Origin of the sequence: Rhizobium sp. PDO1-076, assembly GCF_000247475.1 — a bacterium.
In the GTDB taxonomy this organism is placed as follows: domain Bacteria; phylum Pseudomonadota; class Alphaproteobacteria; order Rhizobiales; family Rhizobiaceae; genus Allorhizobium.
Genome location: NZ_AHZC01000077.1, coordinates 13,367 through 29,998 on the forward strand (window position 1 = coordinate 13,367; position 16,632 = coordinate 29,998).

The window sequence follows — 16,632 nt, forward strand, 5'->3', positions numbered from 1 at the left end:
CAAGATGTGCCACCGCCGAATAAGCGCCTGAATGCGGTAGCATTTTGCTTGGCATATGGCCCAACCATGCGTTTCGGCTCAGCGCTGCAAAAGCCTGTACTGCGACAGTCCGATACCCACGTCCTTGAACCCAGACGCATCTACGTCACAACTCTCATCTGCGAGCAGATAGTTCATGTCGTCGGTGAGAACAGGCGCCAGACTCAATTTATGGCTGCGCTGTAAATAGGCATGCAGAGCCCAGTTTTGCCAAACTTCGCCACACGTTGATATAACTCTGGAACAAAGCCTATCACTTGAGCACATGTAAGACGCTATTTTCTGGGCATCCAAAATCTGCGGGCCGTCGCGGCCTAAGCTGCCTGTCAGCGACGCGACGTACACAAGACTGGCGACCAATCCCGTATATAGCCCACGACGCGTCCAAATCATTGGAGAGCTGCCAACACCACTCAGCAGACTGATGGCTAGCGGCACACAGAGCGTGGCCAATCCGGCACCGAAATAGAGCAAAGACGGATTAAAGTAGAAACTGGACACACGAGGGCTGACCAACAATGGCAGTGATGCCGAGAATCCGACGAGCAGCAGGAAGATGGCACGCCTCGACCTAACATCTCGAAGCCTAAGCCTATGTACGTTATTTCGGGAAACCCAAGCCCATACGAAAATACCCAATGTGATCAGCAGCGGATATGCATTCACCCGCAACAAAGTCCTGGCTGCCGACCAGCCGCCACTTGTATTGCCTCGCTCACCAGAAAGGCTCGATAGGATTTGGATTGACCAATATCGCTCTACAGCCTCCCGAGGACCATCAAATTTCCACAGCACGGCAAACAGCGCTGCAATCACGGCTAAGATAATAATGCTATCAACAAGAACCTGAGAAAAAGAGGGACGCCGGAACGCGAGCCAATAGAGCCCAGGCGTTGCCAGAGGAAACAGTCCGACCGGGCCTTTTGTCATCAACGCAAGAAAGACTGCTGTCGCCGCCGCGATCATCAAACCTATACGCCGCATCCAACTGGTAACATGTGCCTCTCGATAGGCTTCCACCACCAACAATACGGCCACCGATGTAAAGACAATCAACAGGTTTTCCAGCAACCCGTTGGCGAAGGCCCAACTGACACGGCCTGCAATCAACGCAAAGATCAGCGCCAAGGGCGCTGCAAGCCTGGAAACCCAGTCATCTTCGTTCAGTCTTCGCCAAATACACAACAAAATCACTCCGCTGCCCAAGAACGTCAGCAGCGTGAAGCCTCTGTCGACAAGCGTCGTGTCCCCGAACAAGCGGAAGCCCACCGACTGGATCATCATCATCAATGGAGGATGCTCCGCAAACAGGGGAAAAAGCGTCTTGGAAAACTGGAGGTGCCAAGCGGAGCCAATACCCTCAGCCAGATTGCGAGCTATACTCGAGTAAATCGTCCCGTCGAAGAAAAAAGACTGCTGAACAAGGCGTGAAAATACCCGCAAGCAAACGAGAATGGCCAGGGTAAGCCACAGCAGTTCGCTGACACGCCTTGCGTCGTCTAATTCAATCGCATTCGCGCTGGATTTGTCCGTCATTTCCAGATGAACCGATTGGCGATAACGAATTTCCAGACGGTATCGATAGCAATCCCCGCAAGAGTGGCAATAAAGACAACATGCACAAGGCGCTCATAGGCCAAGGTTGCTGCCGACACATTCGCGACAATGCCGACGGAAGACACCGCAAGAAACTTCAGGTAACCCCAGAACTTTGCCAGACCTCGCAAGCGACGGTCCTGGAATGTCAGAAGATTGTTCAGCAGAAAATTGCTGGTTGCAGCAACCAAAGTGGCAGCCACCTGTGCCACCATGAAAGGCGCCGACATGCCCAACACCGTGTAGAGCACGGAAAAATGTATGAAGACGCCAGTGCCGCCGACAAAAAGAAATGAAATCAGATTGGGCGGCAATATGCTGCCCGTCATTTTGCTCATCAGGAAAGTAACGAACTTCCAGATAACGTGGCTGTCCAACTTGGAAGCGCCATGCATCCGTGAACCAAAATCAAACGGTACCTCAGCATGACGAAGCGACTTGTCGGAATAAAGTATGTCCAGCAACAGCTTAAATCCCGGATCTCCAAGCCTCGGCGCAACATGGAGGAAGGAGTCGCGCGTCATGAGAAAAAAACCGGTCAATGGATCGCCGAGCTTGCGCCCCAGTACGAGACCGCTAAGCCAATTGCCAAAGTGGGAAAGTTTCTGACGCATTGGCGAAAGCGCATCCGAGGAGCGATCATCGTCCAACCTCCTCGCGGCACTTACGATCTGTAGATGATCCGCATCCAGTTTTGAAATCATGTCCCGCACCACCGACGGATCATGTTGACCATCGGCGTCCATCACGCACAGCAAATCACCTTTTGCCGACAGCATCCCTTGAATGCTGGACTTCGCCAGACCTCGGTCATCCAAGCGAGTTATGACACGAATACGTGTATCATCATGTGCGTGTTCAAAAATCTTGCGAGCGGTTCCATCTGTCGAATTGTCATCGACAAACAATATTTCCCAGTCCAGTTCGTGAAGAGCAGTTTTCACGCCTTCGATGAAAGGAATTACGTTTCCAACTTCATTAAAAGTTGGGGCGATTATCGAGATTTTTCTGGAAACCACTGAAGAATACCTAAAGTTTTCGGCCACGGCCTATCAATGCCAGAATACATAACGCCTTCTGAACTTCACGATCTGCAAAAGTCATCAAAGCAGGCCAGGATCACGTAAATCCCTACCACCACTTCGCCGGTGTGAACGTGCCGGCGGCCTGTTCGATGACGTGGGCGGTCCTGAACAGGGTTTCTTCGTCGAACGGCTTGCCGATGACCTGCAGGCCGAGCGGCAGGCCCTTGGAGTCGAGGCCGGCGGGAACGGAGATGCCCGGCAGGCCGGCCATGTTCAAGGTGATGGTGAAGACGTCCTGCAGATACATCTTGACCGGATCGGCCGCCAGTTCCTTGTCGCCGATGGCAAAGGCCGATGACGGGGTGATCGGCGCGAGGATCGCATCGACGCCGGCATTGAAGACGGTCTCGAAATCGCGCTTGATCAGCGTGCGGACCTTCTGGGCCTTGAGGTAATAGGCGTCGTAATAACCGGCCGACAGGACATAGGTACCGACCATGATGCGGCGTTTGACTTCCTTGCCGAAGCCTTCGGCGCGGGTTTTTTCGTACATGTCGGCAATGTCCTTGCCGTCGACGCGCAGGCCGTAACGCACGCCATCGTAACGGGCGAGGTTGGACGAGGCTTCGGCTGGTGCGACGATGTAATAGGCCGGCAGGGCGTATTTGGTGTGCGGCAGCGAAATATCGACGATCTCGGCACCGGCATCCTTCAGCCAGGCGATACCCTGAGCCCAGAGCTTTTCGATCTCATCGGACATGCCTTCGACGCGGTATTCCTTCGGAATGCCGATCTTCATGCCCTTCAGCGATTGGCCGAGGGCTGCTTCATAATCCGGCACCGGCAGATCGACGGAAGTCGTGTCCTTGGCATCGACGCTGGCCATCGACTTCAGCAGGATTGCGGCATCACGCACGTCGCGGGCAATCGGGCCGGCCTGATCCAGCGACGACGCATAGGCGACGACGCCCCAGCGCGACACGCGGCCATAGGTCGGCTTGATGCCGACGGTGCCGGTGAAGGCGGCAGGCTGGCGGATCGAACCGCCGGTATCGGTCGCGGTCGCGCCGGCACACAGATGGGCAGCAACGGCTGCGGCCGAGCCACCGGACGAGCCGCCGGGCACGAGCTTTTCATCGGAGCCCGTGGCCTTCCATGGATTGACGACCGGACCGTAATAGGAGCTCTCGTTCGACGAGCCCATGGCGAATTCGTCCATGTTGAGCTTGCCGAGCATGACAGCGCCCGCGTCCCACAGGTTCTGGGTGACGGTCGATTCGTATTCCGGCTTGAATCCGTCGAGGATGTGGCTGCAGGCCTGGGTGTGCACGCCCTTGGTGGCGAACAGATCCTTGACGCCGAGCGGGATGCCTTCCAGCACGCCGGCCTTGCCGTCGGCGATGCGGGCATCCGAGGCCTTGGCCATGTCGAGCGCGATCTCGGGCGTCACGGCGACATAGGCGTTGATTTCAGGGTTGGCGGCCTCGATTGCCTGGATATAGGCCTGGGTCAGTTCGACGGCCTTGATCTCCTTCGCCGCCAGTTTGGCGCGGGCTTCGGCAATGGTGAGGCTGGTCAGTTCGGTCATGGTCGGTTCACTTCAGACTGTCAGCGCCTTTGACAGGCGCAATAGGGAGAGGATGCGGCAGCGGACAAGCGGCAGGCGAGGCCCGCGCTTATTCGACGACCTTCGGCACCATGAAGAAATTGCGGTCGGTCTGCGGCGCATTGGCGACGATGGCATCTGCCTTGTCGCCGTCGGTGACGACGTCATGGCGCTTTTTCATCGCCATCGGCGTCACCGATGTCATCGGCTCGATACCGGTGACATCGACTTCGGACAATTGCTCGACGAAGCCGAGAATGCCGTTCAGTTCGCCGGTCATGCGCTCTGCCTCCTCCTCGCTGACAGCGATGCGGGCAAGGCGCGCGACGCGCTTGACGGTTGCGAGATCAACGGACATCGGCATTCTCCAGATAAGCTGTTTTCTTCGCTATAATGGCCGTCAAGCGCGGGTGCAACGGGGATTTGTCAGAGCTGCAGGGCAAGACCGGCCGAAGGGGTGACAACCTTGGTGCGCGTGCCCTCCATTCCCGCGACGAATTTCTCCGGCGTCTGGTCGATAATCGGGAAGCTGCCATAGTGACAGGGAATGGCCGTCTTGAAGTCGAAGAAGCGCTGGCAGGCCAGTGCTGCAACCGCGCCGCCCATGGTGAAACGATCGCCGATCGGAACCAGACCGATGTCGGGCTGATGCAGTTCCTGGATCAGCTTCATGTCGGAGAAGATGTCGGTGTCGCCCATATGCAGCAGCGAGGCATCGCCGTCGAAATGCAGCATCAGACCATTGGCACTGCCGAGCGAATGGGAGACGCCGTCCTCGGTCAGTTGTGCTGACGAGTGCAGGGCGTTGGTGAAGGTAGCGGAAAAGCCCTCGAAATGCACGGTGCCGCCGGTGTTGCCCATCTCCAGCTTCTCGACGCCCTTGGAGCCCAGCCAGGCGGCCAGATCGGCATTGGCGAGCACAGTCGCGCCGGTGTCCTTTGCCAGGCGGATCGTATCGCCGACATGGTCGCCGTGACCGTGTGTGAGGAGAATATGGGTGATGCCGGACGCCGTGTCCTTGGCATCGAGGCCGGCGAAGCCCGGATTGCCGGTCAGAAACGGATCGATCAATATGCTCGCCTTGGAGGTGTCGAGCCGGAAGGCGGAATGGCCGAGCCAGGTGATCTTCATGAATAACTCCTAGAATAACGTCGAAAGGGTAACGGGTTCCCTCGCCATCAGATATGGCATATGCGCGTGACGGATAGTAGGCACGAGCGAGAAAGACCGGAAAACAGAAATGACGACGCTGACCTTTGAGGAACTCGCCGAAACGCTTCTGCCGAACCAGGCGATTGCCGGTCTCGATCTCGGCACCAAGACGATCGGGCTCTCTGCATCGGATCTTGGCCGGCGCTTTGCCACGCCGCGTCCGGTCATTCACCGGACAAAGTTCACACAGGATGCTGTGGTGCTGCTGGCATTTGCCGAGAAAGAAAAGATTGCAGCCTTCGTCATTGGACTGCCGACAAACATGGATGGTTCGGCGGGACCTCGGGTTCAGGCAACCCGCGCCTTTGTCCGCACGATGTCGGAAAAGACCGACATACCTTTCATCTACTGGGATGAACGGCTGTCGACCGTTGCCGCCCAACGGGCGCTTCTGGAAATGGATGTGTCACGCGCCAAGCGCAAGGAGCGGATCGATTCGGCGGCGGCCAGCTTCATTCTTCAGGGTGCACTGGACAGGCTGTCCATGCTGGCACGCGCCTCGGATGAGACCGGCTCAGACTTTTCCTGACGCGCCTTCCACCACGCGATGATCTTCTTGCGGCGGCGAAAGCCGATGATGGCAAAGAGCACGGCGCTGTCCACCACGATCGCGCGCATGACCAGCGGCGGAATGGTTTCCGGCGGAATACCCAGAACATTGCCATAGATCTGGAAGACCAGCTCATGCGCCTGTCGCGTCAACATGAAGATGCCGAAGCTCATGTCGTAGTAGGACAGACCGTACCAGGTGCCCAGAAGCACTATGGGCATGGCCCACAAAAGCAGGAATGTCTTCATGCCGTTTCTGCCTTTCGCACAGACGGCGAATCATTCGCCGCCGGCCAGTTTTCCACCAGCCATTTCAATGCCGCCATCAACGTCAGCGCGACCGCAGGAACGGCAATATCGAGTGCCAATCCCGCAAAGAAGACCATCATCATGATGGTCAAGATCAGTCGTACCGACGCGTCACCCGTCACTGCCCTGCCCTTTAACGTCTGTCCCATGGCAAAGTTGCAGCGTTCGCTCGCGCAGCGCAATGTAAACCCTTTGTTAAGGTTAACGGCGATTGGGGATAAGTCAGAGCAAGGCGTTGGCGCACGAGCGCCCATCCCCCGTTTCAGCAGTTGCCAGCCTGCGGCCCGCCCTTTAACGGTTGCGCTGCCAATTCGCGCGTCCGGACATTTTTCATGCTGATCATCTTCGAAAGCATCCTGCCGATCTTCCTGCTGGTCCTGATCGGTGTCGTGCTCAAGCGGACGCCGCTGATCAACGACAGCTTCTGGGGCGGGCTGGAGCAGTTCGGCTACTATGTGCTGTTTCCAGCACTTCTGTTCGAGACATTGGCGACAACCAATTTTTCCGCCATGAACAGCGGCAGCGTCAGCCTTGTCTCGCTGCTCGCGGTGGGCATCATGTCGGGCGTTTGTCTGGCACTCTGGCCGCTTCTGCGCAACAGAGGCATGGGCGCCCCTGCCTATACCTCGATCTTCCAGACGGCGACCCGCTGGAACGGCTTCATGGCGCTTGCCATCGGCGAAAAACTGGCCGGTCCAAGCGGCCTTGCCGTGATTGCCGTCATAATGGCGGCGATCATCGTGCCGCTCAACCTGATCAATGTCGGCATCATGGTGTGGTTTTCCGGCCGCGGTCGCAGCTTCAAGGCGTTTGCGGTCAGGATCATCACCAATCCGATCATCATCGGCTCGGCGCTGGGCGTTGTTGTCAATGTGCTTGGGATCCGGATCTACGATCCGCTGATGACCACGGTCGACCTCATCGCCGGCTCATCGCTTAGCCTCGGCCTGATCAATGTCGGCGCGGGACTTCGCATCCAGGATGCAGTGAAGCCGCAGCCGGCCGTGATCCTATCGGTTTTCCTCAAGCTCATCCTGTTTCCGGTCGTCTCGGTCAGCCTCGCGCTGCTCTTCGGCCTCAGTGGCGAGACCGTGATCATGATAGCGCTCGGTGCTGCCGTGCCCACCGCCATGAACGGCTATACGCTGGCAAGACAGATGGGCGGCGACGCCGAACTCTATGCGGCAGCGGCCACCGTGCAGACGGTCGCCGCCTTTTTCACCATTCCGACCGTGCTCTATCTGGTCGCTCAGGTGGCGGCGGGATAAAGTAGGTCCAGCACGTAGCGGGCGTCGAAACGGGCATCGAGAACGCCGTAGGTGTGACGCCAGCCTCCGGCCAGACGGGTTTCCAGAAACGCATCGGCGATCTTGCCGGCCCCGAGGCGATAAAGCTCGGCCGCACCGGCGGCCAGCGCCAGTTGCTCGATCAGGAGGCGACCGGCGCCCTCGTCGCGTTCAGCCAGAGCGGTCGCCGCACGCAGGACCTCGACGGTCTTCTTGCCGGATGCACCCAGATCGCGTTCAAGCCCGGCAAACAGGGTCTCGAAGAGATCCTTGCCGCGATTGAGCACGCGCAGCACGTCGAGCGCCATGACATTGCCGGAGCCTTCCCAGATCGCATTGACCGGCGCCTCGCGGTAGTGGCGGGCAATCGGACGCTCCTCGACATATCCGCTGCCGCCGATCGATTCCATCGCTTCATAGATCAGGCCGGGGGCGATCTTGCAGATCCAATATTTGACCACCGGCGTCATGACACGGGCATAGGCCGCATCCACCGGGTTCTCACGGGCGCGGTCGAAGCTGTCGGCAAGGCGGAAGGCGAGCGCGGTGGCTGCGGCCACATCCAAAGCCATATCGGCCAGGACACGTGTCATCAGCGGCTGATCGATCAGCTTCTTGCCGAAGACGGTACGGCCACGCACATGATGCACAGCTTCGGCCATCGAGGCACGCATCATGCCGGCGGATGCGAGCGCGCAATCGAGGCGGGTCAGGGTGACCATGTCGAGAATTGTGCGCACGCCATCGCCTGGCGTGCCGAGAAGGAAGCCGAAAGCCTCGTCGAACTCGACCTCGGAGGAGGCATTGGAGCGATTGCCGATCTTGTCCTTCAGGCGCTGGAATTCCAGACCATTGGCGGATCCGTCCTCCAGCAGGCGCGGAACGAGGAAGCAGCCCATGCCATCCCTGGTCTGGGCGAGCATGACAAAGGCATCGCTCATCGGCGCGGACATGAACCACTTGTGGCCCGAGAGGCGGTAGATGCCCTCGCCTACCCGCTCACCACTGGTGATATTGGCGCGCACATCCGTGCCGCCCTGCTTTTCCGTCATGCCCATGCCGATGGTGACGGCACTCTTCTGCATTGGCGGCTTGTTGGCCGAATCGTACTTGCGCGACAGGATCTTCGGCGTCCATTCCTTCTGCACGGCGGGCGACGCGACAAGTGCTGCCACCGAGGCGCTGGTCATGGTCAGCGGGCAAAGATGTCCGCTTTCGAGCTGAGCTGTGAGGAAGTAGCGGACGGCGCGCGCCTTGTGTTCATGACCACGGGCGTCCGTCTGGTTTTCCCAGACGGAGCAATGCAGGCCGGAGGACATGGAGCGGCGCATCAGTGCGTGATAGGCTGGATGGTATTCGGTGACATCCAACCGTTCGCCGCGCACGCCATGGGTGCGCAATTGCGGTGGGCTGGCATTGGCCATGCGGGCCAGTTCCTGCGCCTCGGGCGAGGTCACATACTTGCCGACCACATCATATTCGTCGCGAAGCGAGCGGGCGAGCGTGGAGGTCAGATCGACGAGAAGCGGATCGGATCGGTAGGCATTGACACCGGACCAAGGCTTGGGCTGGTTCAGGGCGGCGAGTTTTTCTTCAGTCCGGTTCATTATTGTCATGCCGTTCTACTAGCGCAAAGAATTTCGTTTAACATGGGGAACGCGCCGCAATCCACATAGCATATGCTTGCCCGGCCGCCTGCCAATCATTATAGACCGCGTGACATCTACGGAGGGCGTCCATGGTCTTCTTTCCCCACCGCCATCTCATCGGCATCAAAGGCCTTACCGAACAGGACATCACGTACCTGCTCGACAAGGCGGACGAAGCCGTGAAAATCAGCCGCCAGCGGGAGAAGAAGACCTCCACCTTGCGCGGTCTTACCCAGATCAATCTGTTTTTTGAAGCCTCGACGCGGACGCAATCCTCGTTCGAGCTTGCCGGCAAGCGGCTTGGCGCCGACGTGATGAACATGTCGGTCGGCAATTCGTCGGTAAAGAAGGGCGAGACGCTGATCGACACGGCGATGACACTGAACGCCATGCGGCCGGACGTGCTTGTCGTGCGCCATTCCTCGGCCGGGGCGGCAGCCCTTCTCGCCCAGAAGGTTGCCTGCTCCGTGGTCAATGCCGGCGACGGCCAGCACGAGCATCCGACGCAGGCGCTGCTCGACGCGCTGACCATCCGCCGGGCCAAGGGCAAGCTGTCGCGCATCATCGTCGCCATCTGCGGCGACGTCCTGCATTCGCGCGTTGCACGCTCCAACATCCTGCTTCTCAACGCCATGGGAGCCCGCGTCCGGGTCGTCGCTCCTGCGACATTGCTGCCGGCCGGCATTGCCGACATGAGCGTCGAAGTCTTCCACGACATGAAGGAAGGGCTGAAGGATGCCGATGTGGTGATGATGCTGCGCCTGCAGCGCGAGCGCATGGCCGGCGCCTTCGTGCCGTCGGTGCGGGAATATTTCCACTTCTACGGCCTCGACGCCGAAAAGCTGAAATATGCCAAGGAAGACGCGCTGGTGATGCATCCGGGTCCGATGAACCGTGGCGTCGAAATCGCCTCCGAAGTGGCCGACGGCCCGCAGAGCGTGATCGAGCAACAGGTTGAAATGGGGGTAGCCGTGCGCATGGCGGTGATGGAAACATTGCTGACCTCGCAAAACAACGGTCCGCGCAGCGAGGGAATGGGCGCATGATGAAACCGCTCGTCCTGAAGAATGTCCGCATCCTCGATCCTTCGCGCACGCTCGATGAGGTCGGCACGATCATCATCGGTGCGGATGGCAATATACTGGCGGCCGGTACCGATGCGCAGAACCAGGGTGCGCCTGAGGGGGCCGAGATCCGCGATTGCGGTGGGCTCACCGCCATTCCGGGTCTTGTCGATGCCCGTGTCTTCGTCGGCGAACCCGGCCATGAACATCGCGAAACGATTGCCTCTGCAAGCCGCGCGGCCGCCGCCGGTGGCATTACCTCCTTCATCATGATGCCGGAAACCGATCCTGTGATCGACGACATCGCGCTGGTCGAATTCGTCAAGAAAACGGCGCGCGATACGGCGATCGTCAATGTCTATCCGGCAGCGGCCCTGACCAAGGGCATGACCAGCGCCGAAATGACCGAGATGGGCCTGCTGCAACTGGCCGGCGCCGTCGCCTTCACCAATGGCCGTCATGGCCTGAACGACACACAGGTTCTGCGCCGGGCCATGACCTATGCGCGCGAATTCGATGCCGTCGTTGCGCTCGAGACCCGCGAGAAATATCTTGCCGCCAATGGAGTGATGAACGAAGGGCTGTTTGCCAGCTGGCTCGGTCTGTCCGGCATCCCGAAGGAAACGGAAATCATTCCGCTGGAGCGGGATCTGAGGATCGCGGCCCTGACCAAGGCCAAGTATCACGCCGCCCAGATCTCGGTGCCGGAATCGGTCGAGGCCATCCAGATGGCGCGCAAGCGTGGCGCCAAGGTCACCTGCGGCATCTCGATCAACCATCTCAGCCTGAACGAGAACGACATCGGTGAGTATCGCAGCTTCTTCAAGCTCTATCCGCCGCTGCGCTCGGAAGACGACCGCATGGGCATGGTGCAGGCTATTGCCGATGGCAGCATCGACATCATCGTGTCTTCGCACGACCCGCAAGATGTCGATACCAAGCGCCTGCCGTTCGGTGAGGCGGCCGACGGGGCAAGCGGACTGGAGACCATGTTGTCTGCAGCGCTTCGCCTGCACCATGCAGGCCATGTGCCGCTGATGCGATTGATCGACGCGATGTCGACCCGGCCCGCCGAAATCTTCGGACTGCCCGCTGGCACCCTGAAGCCGGGGGCGAGCGCCGATATCGCGCTGGTCGATCTCGACGAACCATGGCTGGTATCGAAGGATCAATTGCTCGGCCGCTCCAAGAACACGCCGTTCGAGGATGCGCGCTTCTCGGGACGGGCGGTCGCGACCTATGTTGCCGGTCGCTGCGTACACGCGCTCGCATAAGATAAAGACAAGCAGGGGGAAACACGGTGCCAAGCGTCAACTATCTCGCCATCGGTTGGCCGGCGCTCGTCGCTGTCCTTGCTCTGGGCTATCTGCTCGGCTCGATCCCGTTCGGCCTTCTTCTGACCCGGATGGCCGGTCTGGGCGACCTCCGCTCGATCGGCTCCGGCAATATCGGCGCAACCAATGTCCTGCGCACCGGTAACAAGAAGCTGGCCGCGGTGACACTTTTGCTGGACGCATTGAAAGCCACTGCGGCGGCGGTGATCGCACAGGCGATATTCGGCCAGAATGCCGGACTGCTGGCCGGCTTTGCCGCCTTCATCGGTCATCTCTTCCCGATCTGGCTCGGCTTCAAGGGCGGCAAGGGCGTGGCAACCTATATCGGCACGCTACTCGGCGTCGCACCGCTGATGGTTCTGGTCTTTGCCGCCGTATGGTTGTCGGTTGCGTTCGTCAGCCGCTTTTCTTCCCTGGCTGCACTCGTGGCCACACTTGTCATTCCGGTTGCATTGTGGATACTTGGGGTTGAAGAGGCTGCACTTGTAACAGCGGCCATGACAGCCATCACGTTTTGGCGCCACAGACCCAATATCGAACGGCTGATCGCCGGAACCGAAAGCAAGATCGGACAAAAGGGCTAGGAGAGCCATGCCGGACGATAGCGCAAGACGAAAAGGAATTGCGCTGACGGACCGGCAGAGGATTGCCTGGCTGAGACTGATCCGCAGCGACAATGTCGGTCCTGCCACCTTTCGCGACCTGATCAACCATTTCGGCTCCGCCGAAGCTGCACTCGACGCCCTACCCGAATTGTCGCGGCGGGGTGGTTCGTCCCGAAACATCCGGATCGCCAGCGTCAGCGATGCAGAGCGCGAACTGGACATCGCGCATCGTTTCGGCGCCCGCTTCATCGGCGTCGGCGAGCCGGACTATCCGCAGGCTCTGCGCCAGATCGATGGTGCCCCTCCCCTGATCGCGGCAAAGGGCGACCTTGCCGCCGCAGAGCTTCCGGCCGTCGGCATTGTCGGCTCACGCAATGCGTCGATCAGCGGTGCCAAATTTGCCGCGATGATGGCGCGCGATATCGGCCAGGCCGGGTATGCAATTGTCTCCGGCCTTGCTCGCGGCATCGATGCCTCCGCCCATCGGGCAAGCCTCGACACCGGAACGATCGCTGCAATGGCCGGCGGGCTCGACCAGCCCTATCCACCGGAAAACATCGATCTTCTGCGCGCTATCTGCGACGGTCGCGGACTGGCTATTTCAGAGATGCCGTTCGGCTGGGAACCCCGCGCTCGGGACTTCCCGCGGCGCAACCGGCTGATTGCCGGCACGGCTCTCGGCGTGGTCGTCATCGAGGCTGCCGCCCGCTCCGGCTCGCTGATCACCGCGCGGCTGGCTGGCGAATTCGGCCGGCTGGTGTTTGCGGTTCCCGGCTCACCACTCGATCCGCGCTGTGAAGGCACCAACGGCCTGTTGAAGGACGGGGCCACCGTCACGACACGGCCTGCGGATGTCCTTCAGGCGCTGGCACCTTTGTCACGGATCGATCTGTTCCGGCAGCCGGAAGCGGATGAACCTAGCAATGAAGACACCGGCCATCGGGCCATGGCGGCGCCGCCGAATGACGATGAGCGTTCGATCATCGTCGACGCGCTTGGGCCGACACCGGTCGAAATTGACGATATCATCCGGCATACAGGTCTGCCGGCATCGTCCGTCTATCTGGTCCTGCTGGAACTCGATATCGCCGGCCGGCTAGATCGGCACCCCGGGGGCTTTGTTTCGCTGGCCATGTCCGAGTGACAGCGCACGACGTCCAGACTGGACGTCACCGGCTTCGACGTAAGCCATTTCGATCAAATAGCACAGCATCTCGGCGCCCTCGCTTTCGGCTACGCCGCGCAACTCGCCCAGCATCTGCCGGATGTAGGCAATGTTCGCCATGGTGCTGGATTCGCGACCATTCATACCGATCGGCTCTCTTGCCATCCTACATTGCCCACAGTTGCAGACGGTGTCGCTGACATGCCGTCAAAGTTCCGATAAAACCACGATAGCGCAATTCTTAAAAATTGCAAATTACTACAAAGCTCTTATTGGTTGCATCACGTTGCAAACGCGGAAAATCGACTTTGCCCCTTGACCGCAGCGCTTTCGACCTCCATGTCGGAAAATCGGTATTCCAAAGCCGAGGCACTGTGCTGCCGATTAAGAGCACTGATGAAGGCGCAAAGAAGCAATGAACGTCGTAGTTGTAGAATCCCCGGCCAAGGCCAAGACGATCAACAAATACCTCGGACCGGGGTATAAAGTGCTCGCTTCGTTCGGCCATGTGCGCGATCTGCCGGCCAAGGACGGATCGGTGCTTCCCGACAACGACTTTGAAATGCTTTGGGAGGTCGACACGGCGTCTGCCAAGCGGATGAAGGACATTGCCGATGCGGTGAAGTCCTCCGACGGACTGTTTCTCGCAACCGACCCGGATCGCGAAGGTGAGGCGATTTCCTGGCATGTGCTGGACCTTCTGAAAAAGAAGAAGGTGATCGGCGACAAGCCGGTCAAGCGCGTCGTTTTCAACGCGATCACCAAGAAGGCCGTGCTCGATGCCATGGCCAATCCGCGCGATATCGATACGCCGCTGGTGGATGCCTACCTGGCCCGCCGTGCGCTCGACTATCTCGTCGGCTTCAACCTATCGCCTGTCCTCTGGCGCAAACTGCCCGGCGCCCGTTCGGCTGGCCGCGTCCAGTCGGTGGCACTGCGTCTCGTCTGCGACCGCGAAAACGAGATCGAACGCTTCGTCGCCGAAGAATACTGGAACATCTCCGCCCTTTTGAAGACACCGCGCGGCGACGATTTCGAAGCAAGGCTTGTTTCGCATCTCGGCAAGCGCATCCAGCGCAATTCGGTGACCAATGGCGACCAGGCGGCCACCATCAAAACGCTGCTCGAGGGCGCACGTTATGCCGTGGACAGCGTCGAAGCCAAGCCGGTCAAGCGCAATCCGGGCCCTCCGTTCACAACCTCTACCTTGCAGCAGGCAGCATCGTCGAAGCTCGGCTATTCGGCCTCGCGGACGATGCAGATCGCGCAGAAGCTCTATGAAGGCATCGACATCGGCGGCGAGACCGTCGGTCTGATCACCTATATGCGTACCGATGGCGTGCAGATGGCGCCGGAAGCGATCGATGCTGCGCGTGCCGCCGTTGCCGACCAGTTCGGCCCGCGTTACGTGCCGGAAAAGCCGCGCATCTATTCGACCAAGGCGAAGAACGCACAGGAAGCCCACGAAGCCATTCGCCCGACGGAATTCACCCGTTCGCCGGACAAGGTTCGCCGCTACCTCGATGCCGACCAATTGAAGCTCTATGACCTGATCTGGAAGCGCGGCATCGCCAGCCAGATGGCGTCTGCCGAGATCGAGCGCACGACGGTCGAGATCCTTGCCGACAACAATGGCGAAAAGGCCGGCCTGCGTGCCGTCGGTTCCGTCATCCGTTTCGACGGCTTCATTGCCGCCTATACCGACCAGAAGGAAGAAGGCGAACCTGTCGAGGACGGTGACGACGAGGATGGCCGCCTGCCGGAAATCAATGCCCGCGAGGCCCTGGCCAAACAGAAGGTCAATGCCAGCCAGCACTTTACCGAGCCGCCGCCGCGTTATTCGGAAGCCTCGCTGATCAAGAAGATGGAAGAACTCGGCATCGGACGTCCGTCCACCTACGCCGCAACGCTGAAGACGCTAAGCGACCGCGAATATGTGATTACCGACAAGCGCAAGCTGATCCCGCATTCGAAGGGCCGGCTGGTCACGGCCTTCCTCGAAAGCTTTTTCACCCGCTATGTTGAATATGATTTCACTGCGGATCTTGAAGAGAAGCTCGACCGGATTTCGGCCGGTGAACTTAACTGGAAGGACGTGTTGCGCGACTTCTGGACCAATTTCTTCGGCCAGATCGAGGATACCAAAGAACTGCGCGTCACCAATGTACTGGATGCGCTGAACGAAGCGCTGGCGCCGCTGGTCTTCCCGAAGCGCGAGGACGGCTCGGATCCGCGCATCTGCCAGGTCTGCGGAACCGGAAATCTGTCGCTGAAGCTCGGCAAATACGGCGCCTTCGTCGGCTGCTCGAACTATCCGGAATGCAATTTCACCCGCCAGCTTTCCTCCGAAAACGGCGCTGAGGCCGAAGCCGGTGGCAACGAACCGAAGGCTCTCGGCAAGGATCCCGTGACCGAGGAAGAGATTTCGCTGCGGTCCGGCCGGTTTGGCCCCTATGTCCAGCGCGGCGACGGCAAGGAAGCCAAGCGCTCCTCGCTGCCGAAGGGCTGGTCTCCGGGGGACATCGATTTCGACAAGGCGCAGTCGCTGCTTGCCCTGCCGCGTGAAGTCGGATTGCATCCGGAAACCGGCAAGGTGATTTCGGCAGGCCTCGGCCGCTATGGTCCCTTCGTCCTGCATGAAGGCACCTATGCCAATGTCGAGAGCATCGAGGACGTGTTCACCATCGGTCTCAATCGTGCGGTCACAGTTCTGGCTGAAAAGCAGAGTAAGGGACCGGGCGGTCGCACAGCGGCCGTGGCCCTGAAGGAACTCGGCGACCATCCCGATGGCGGCGCGATGACCGTTCGCGAAGGGCGCTATGGCCCCTATGTGAACTGGGGCAAGGTCAACGCGACCCTGCCGAAGGGCAAGGAGCCACAGGCGGTCACGGTGGAAGAGGCGCTGCTTCTCATCGCCGAGCGCATCGCCAAGGATGGCGGCGGCAAGGCCAGGGCCAAGAAGGCACCCGCCAAGGCCGGAGCCAAGACCGGTACCAAGGCAGCAGCCAAGACCGGGGCAAAAACCACAAAGACGGCGAAAGCCAAGGCTGCCGATGGCGCCGAGGCCAAGCCGGTAAAAACATCCGCCGCCAAGCCGAAGGCCAAGGCGACCAGCAAAGCGAAGAAGAGCTGACATTGACCAAACTGCCGCGTGAACATGGCCACTCGACCGGCCCCGCCAATCGCAAGGCTC

Annotated in this window: 16 protein-coding genes; 7 read left to right on the plus strand and 9 right to left on the minus strand. The window is 59.7% G+C overall.

From position 1 onward, the window contains the following. Positions 1 to 78: 78 nt before the first annotated feature. From PDO_RS06190 to PDO_RS06210, 5 genes are all read right to left on the minus strand, one after another. Positions 79 to 1,575, minus strand: coding sequence for an ArnT family glycosyltransferase (locus PDO_RS06190; protein WP_007599302.1), 1,497 nt, complete (start codon positions 1,573 to 1,575; stop codon positions 79 to 81). Then, complete coding sequence (locus tag PDO_RS06195; RefSeq protein WP_244426364.1) at positions 1,572 to 2,681, minus strand: glycosyltransferase; 1,110 nt, start codon at positions 2,679 to 2,681, stop codon at positions 1,572 to 1,574. The genes PDO_RS06190 and PDO_RS06195 overlap by 4 nt, the downstream gene beginning before the upstream one ends. Positions 2,682 to 2,766: 85 nt before the next feature. Continuing rightward, the gene (gene gatA / locus PDO_RS06200; RefSeq protein ID WP_007599306.1) at positions 2,767 to 4,248 is read right to left on the minus strand and encodes an Asp-tRNA(Asn)/Glu-tRNA(Gln) amidotransferase subunit GatA; all 1,482 of its coding nucleotides are present in this window, start codon (positions 4,246 to 4,248) and stop codon (positions 2,767 to 2,769) included. 88 nt (positions 4,249 to 4,336) lie between these two features. Continuing rightward, positions 4,337 to 4,624: an Asp-tRNA(Asn)/Glu-tRNA(Gln) amidotransferase subunit GatC gene (gene gatC, locus PDO_RS06205; protein ID WP_007599308.1), complete on the minus strand. Its 288-nt coding sequence runs from the start codon at positions 4,622 to 4,624 to the stop codon at positions 4,337 to 4,339. Positions 4,625 to 4,692: 68 nt separating this feature from the next. Continuing rightward, positions 4,693 to 5,397 carry a metal-dependent hydrolase gene (locus tag PDO_RS06210; protein ID WP_007599310.1) on the minus strand — a complete coding sequence of 235 codons (705 nt, stop codon included), beginning with the start codon at positions 5,395 to 5,397 and terminating at the stop codon, positions 4,693 to 4,695. Between the two features lie 109 nt (positions 5,398 to 5,506). Between PDO_RS06210 and ruvX the strand changes: the two genes are divergently transcribed. Further along, positions 5,507 to 6,007 carry a Holliday junction resolvase RuvX gene (gene ruvX / locus PDO_RS06215; RefSeq protein ID WP_007599312.1) on the plus strand — a complete coding sequence of 167 codons (501 nt, stop codon included), beginning with the start codon at positions 5,507 to 5,509 and terminating at the stop codon, positions 6,005 to 6,007. Here the strand turns inward: ruvX and PDO_RS06220 are convergent. After that, the gene (locus PDO_RS06220) at positions 5,938 to 6,276 is read right to left on the minus strand and encodes a DUF6105 family protein (protein ID WP_007599314.1); all 339 of its coding nucleotides are present in this window, start codon (positions 6,274 to 6,276) and stop codon (positions 5,938 to 5,940) included. The two genes, ruvX and PDO_RS06220, sit on opposite strands and share 70 nt — an antisense overlap. Beyond that, entirely contained in the window at positions 6,273 to 6,590 is a 318-nt protein-coding gene (locus tag PDO_RS06225) for a hypothetical protein (RefSeq protein WP_141649827.1), read from the minus strand. The genes PDO_RS06220 and PDO_RS06225 overlap by 4 nt, the downstream gene beginning before the upstream one ends. Before the next feature lie 78 nt (positions 6,591 to 6,668). Between PDO_RS06225 and PDO_RS06230 the strand changes: the two genes are divergently transcribed. Further along, positions 6,669 to 7,604 (plus strand): AEC family transporter, encoded by a 936-nt coding sequence (locus PDO_RS06230; RefSeq protein WP_007599318.1) that lies wholly within the window; start codon positions 6,669 to 6,671, stop codon positions 7,602 to 7,604. Here the strand turns inward: PDO_RS06230 and PDO_RS06235 are convergent. After that, positions 7,586 to 9,238 (minus strand): acyl-CoA dehydrogenase family protein, encoded by a 1,653-nt coding sequence (locus tag PDO_RS06235; protein WP_007599320.1) that lies wholly within the window; start codon positions 9,236 to 9,238, stop codon positions 7,586 to 7,588. The two genes, PDO_RS06230 and PDO_RS06235, sit on opposite strands and share 19 nt — an antisense overlap. 122 nt (positions 9,239 to 9,360) lie before the next feature. Here PDO_RS06235 and PDO_RS06240 point away from each other — a divergent pair, with 122 nt between their 5' ends. From PDO_RS06240 to dprA, 4 genes are read left to right on the plus strand one after another with little or no spacing between them, the layout of a single operon-like run. Further along, positions 9,361 to 10,317 carry an aspartate carbamoyltransferase catalytic subunit gene (locus tag PDO_RS06240; RefSeq protein WP_007599322.1) on the plus strand — a complete coding sequence of 319 codons (957 nt, stop codon included), beginning with the start codon at positions 9,361 to 9,363 and terminating at the stop codon, positions 10,315 to 10,317. Next, positions 10,314 to 11,609: a dihydroorotase gene (locus tag PDO_RS06245; RefSeq protein WP_007599324.1), complete on the plus strand. Its 1,296-nt coding sequence runs from the start codon at positions 10,314 to 10,316 to the stop codon at positions 11,607 to 11,609. Before PDO_RS06240 ends, PDO_RS06245 begins: the two co-directional genes overlap by 4 nt. Positions 11,610 to 11,635: 26 nt before the next feature. Further along, positions 11,636 to 12,253 carry a glycerol-3-phosphate 1-O-acyltransferase PlsY gene (gene plsY, locus PDO_RS06250; protein ID WP_007599325.1) on the plus strand — a complete coding sequence of 206 codons (618 nt, stop codon included), beginning with the start codon at positions 11,636 to 11,638 and terminating at the stop codon, positions 12,251 to 12,253. Positions 12,254 to 12,260: 7 nt separating this feature from the next. Continuing rightward, complete coding sequence (gene dprA, locus PDO_RS06255) at positions 12,261 to 13,418, plus strand: DNA-processing protein DprA (protein WP_007599326.1); 1,158 nt, start codon at positions 12,261 to 12,263, stop codon at positions 13,416 to 13,418. On the opposite strand, the gene PDO_RS06260 is transcribed toward dprA, so the two are convergent. Next, positions 13,371 to 13,604 (minus strand): hypothetical protein, encoded by a 234-nt coding sequence (locus PDO_RS06260; RefSeq protein ID WP_037072785.1) that lies wholly within the window; start codon positions 13,602 to 13,604, stop codon positions 13,371 to 13,373. The two genes, dprA and PDO_RS06260, sit on opposite strands and share 48 nt — an antisense overlap. Positions 13,605 to 13,854: 250 nt before the next feature. On the opposite strand from PDO_RS06260, the gene topA reads away from it, so the two are divergent. Then, on the plus strand, positions 13,855 to 16,572 hold the full coding sequence (gene topA / locus PDO_RS06265; RefSeq protein WP_007599335.1) for a type I DNA topoisomerase: 2,718 nt from the start codon (positions 13,855 to 13,857) through the stop codon (positions 16,570 to 16,572). The last annotated feature ends 60 nt before the right edge of the window (positions 16,573 to 16,632 follow it).